The sequence below is a fragment of the Stenotrophomonas sp. HMWF003 genome (assembly GCF_003061285.1).
Classification (GTDB): domain Bacteria; phylum Pseudomonadota; class Gammaproteobacteria; order Xanthomonadales; family Xanthomonadaceae; genus Stenotrophomonas; species Stenotrophomonas maltophilia_AP.
The window spans coordinates 20,690-23,258 of record NZ_QAIW01000448.1; the positions used below are offsets into that span (position 1 = coordinate 20,690).

Annotated in this window: 2 protein-coding genes; both read right to left on the bottom strand. The window is 66.8% G+C overall.

From position 1 onward, the window contains the following. Positions 1 to 982 (bottom strand): carbamoyl-phosphate synthase large subunit (gene carB / locus DBR34_RS24245; protein ID WP_258224180.1); only part of this gene is annotated, 982 nt, incomplete at its 3' end. Positions 983 to 1,130: 148 nt separating this feature from the next. Continuing rightward, on the bottom strand, positions 1,131 to 2,261 hold the full coding sequence (gene carA, locus DBR34_RS19860; protein ID WP_128098057.1) for a glutamine-hydrolyzing carbamoyl-phosphate synthase small subunit: 1,131 nt from the start codon (positions 2,259 to 2,261) through the stop codon (positions 1,131 to 1,133). Between the last annotated feature and the right edge of the window lie 308 nt (positions 2,262 to 2,569).

Below are 2,569 nucleotides of genomic sequence, written 5' to 3' on the forward strand. Positions count from 1 at the left end.
CCGCCAGCTTCGCGGCGACCTTGGCGATCGGGAAGCCGGTGGCCTTGGAGGCCAGCGCCGACGAACGCGACACGCGCGGGTTCATCTCGATCACCACCACGCGGCCGGTGGTCGGGCTGATGCCGAACTGCACGTTGGAACCGCCGGTATCCACGCCGATCTTGCGCAGCACGGCGATGGACGCATCGCGCAGACGCTGGTATTCCTTGTCGGTCAGGGTCTGGGCCGGGGCCACGGTGATCGAGTCACCGGTGTGCACGCCCATCGGGTCCAGGTTCTCGATCGAGCAGACGATGATGCAGTTGTCGGCGGTGTCGCGCACCACCTCCATTTCGAATTCCTTCCAGCCCAGCACCGACTCTTCGACCAGCACTTCGGTGGTCGGCGACAGTTCCAGGCCGCGGGTCACGATATCGACCAGCTCTTCGCGGTTGTAGGCGATGCCGCCGCCGCTGCCGCCCAAGGTGAAGCTGGGGCGGATGATGGTCGGGTAGCCGACGCGGGTCTGGATCTCGATCGCTTCTTCCAGCGTGTGCGCGACGGCGGCCGACGGGCAGTCCAGGCCGATCTCGCCCATGGCCACGCGGAACAGCTCGCGGTCTTCGGCCATGCGGATCGCGTCGCGCTTGGCGCCGATCAGTTCAACGTTGTACTTCTCGAGCACGCCGTTGTCGGCCAGGTCCAGTGCGCAGTTCAGCGCGGTCTGGCCGCCCATGGTCGGCAGCAGGGCGTCGGGCTTTTCCTTGGCGATGATCTTCTCGACCGTCTGCCAGTTGATCGGCTCGATGTAGACGGCGTCGGCCATCTCCGGGTCGGTCATGATCGTGGCCGGATTGCTGTTGACCAGCACCACGCGATACCCCTCGTCACGCAGCGCCTTGCAGGCCTGCGCGCCGGAGTAGTCGAACTCACAGGCCTGGCCGATGACGATCGGGCCAGCACCGATGATGAGGATGGTTTTAAGGTCAGTGCGCTTGGGCATTGTCTTCTCTAAGTCAGTACAGCGTGTCGGGGTGATCGCACGCTGTCGATCAGGAAACTTCCGGGGGTGCAGCGCCGCGCCAAAGGCTGCGGCATTGCAGGGACTCGCGTTCCGTCGCGATGCCGCCGGGGGTGCCGGCGGCGGCGGATCAGGCCTTGGCCTGCGCCATCAGGGTCACGAAACGGTCGAACAGCGGCGCCACATCGTGCGGACCCGGCGAGGCTTCCGGATGGCCCTGGAACGAGAACGCCGGCACGTCGGTGCGTGCGATGCCCTGGTTGGTGCCATCGAACAGCGAGCGGTGGGTCACGCGCAGGGTGGCCGGCAGCGTGGCTTCATCCACCGCGAAGCCGTGGTTCTGCGAAGTGATCATCACCCGGCCATCGTCCAGATCCTGCACCGGGTGGTTCGCGCCGTGGTGGCCGTGGCCCATCTTGACCGTCTTGGCGCCGGAGGCCAGCGCCAGCAGCTGGTGGCCCAGGCAGATGCCGAACACCGGCAGCTTCTTGTCCAGGAACACCTTGATCGCCTCGATGGCGTAGTCGCACGGTTCCGGGTCACCCGGGCCGTTGGACAGGAACACGCCGTCCGGGTTCATCGCCAGCACGTCGGCGGCCGGGGTCTGCGCCGGCACCACGGTGATGTCGCAGCCACGCTCGGCCAGCATGCGCAGGATGTTGAGCTTTGCGCCGAAGTCGTAGGCCACCACTTTGAATCTGGGCGCGGCGCTGACGAACTCGTTGTTGTCCAGGTCCAGCTGGCCTTCGGTCCACGGATAGGCCTTGTCGGTGCTCACCACCTTGGCCAGATCCATGCCCTTCAGGCCGGGGAACTTGCGTGCGGCTTCCAGGGCCGTTTCCACGTTGAGGCCCTCGCCGGCCATCAGCGCACCGTTCTGGGCGCCGCGCTCGCGCAGGATGCGGGTCAGCTTGCGGGTATCGATGCCGGAGATGGCCACCACGCCGCGCTGCAGCAGCCAGTCCTGCAGCGACACCTGGCTGCGCCAGTTGCTGGGACGGCGCGGCACGTCGCGCACGATCAGACCGGCCGACCACACCTTGTGGGCCTCGTCGTCCTGGTCGGTCATGCCGGTGTTGCCGATATGCGGGTAGGTCAGCGTGACCATCTGCCGGGCGTAGGAAGGATCAGTCAGCACTTCCTGATAACCGGTCATGGCGGTGTTGAACACCACCTCGCCGACGGACAGGCCGGGCGCGCCTACGGATTCGCCCTCGAATACGGTGCCGTCTTCGAGGACGAGGATTGCGGCTTGGGTCACGGAGATCTCACTTTGGCTACCGATGGGGGCACCGAAGTCACGCCTGCGCTCCACGAAAAAGCGGCTGCAAAAAAGCGCGGACTGCGGTGCGGGACCGGTCCGGCTGTCGTGATTCGGCGAGCGGGAATTGTAAAGGCAAGGGGGCTGCGACGCCAGCGTTTACATGCATGCGCTGACGTACGGGCGCAATCGCCGCGCCCGGGGTTCAGCCAGCGCGCCGCTCCCGGCCCCACCGGCCCCGCCGGGCCGGTCGGCCCGGGTGGACCGGCCGGCCTGTTCAGCCAGCGCGTTCAGCCAGCAACGGCGGG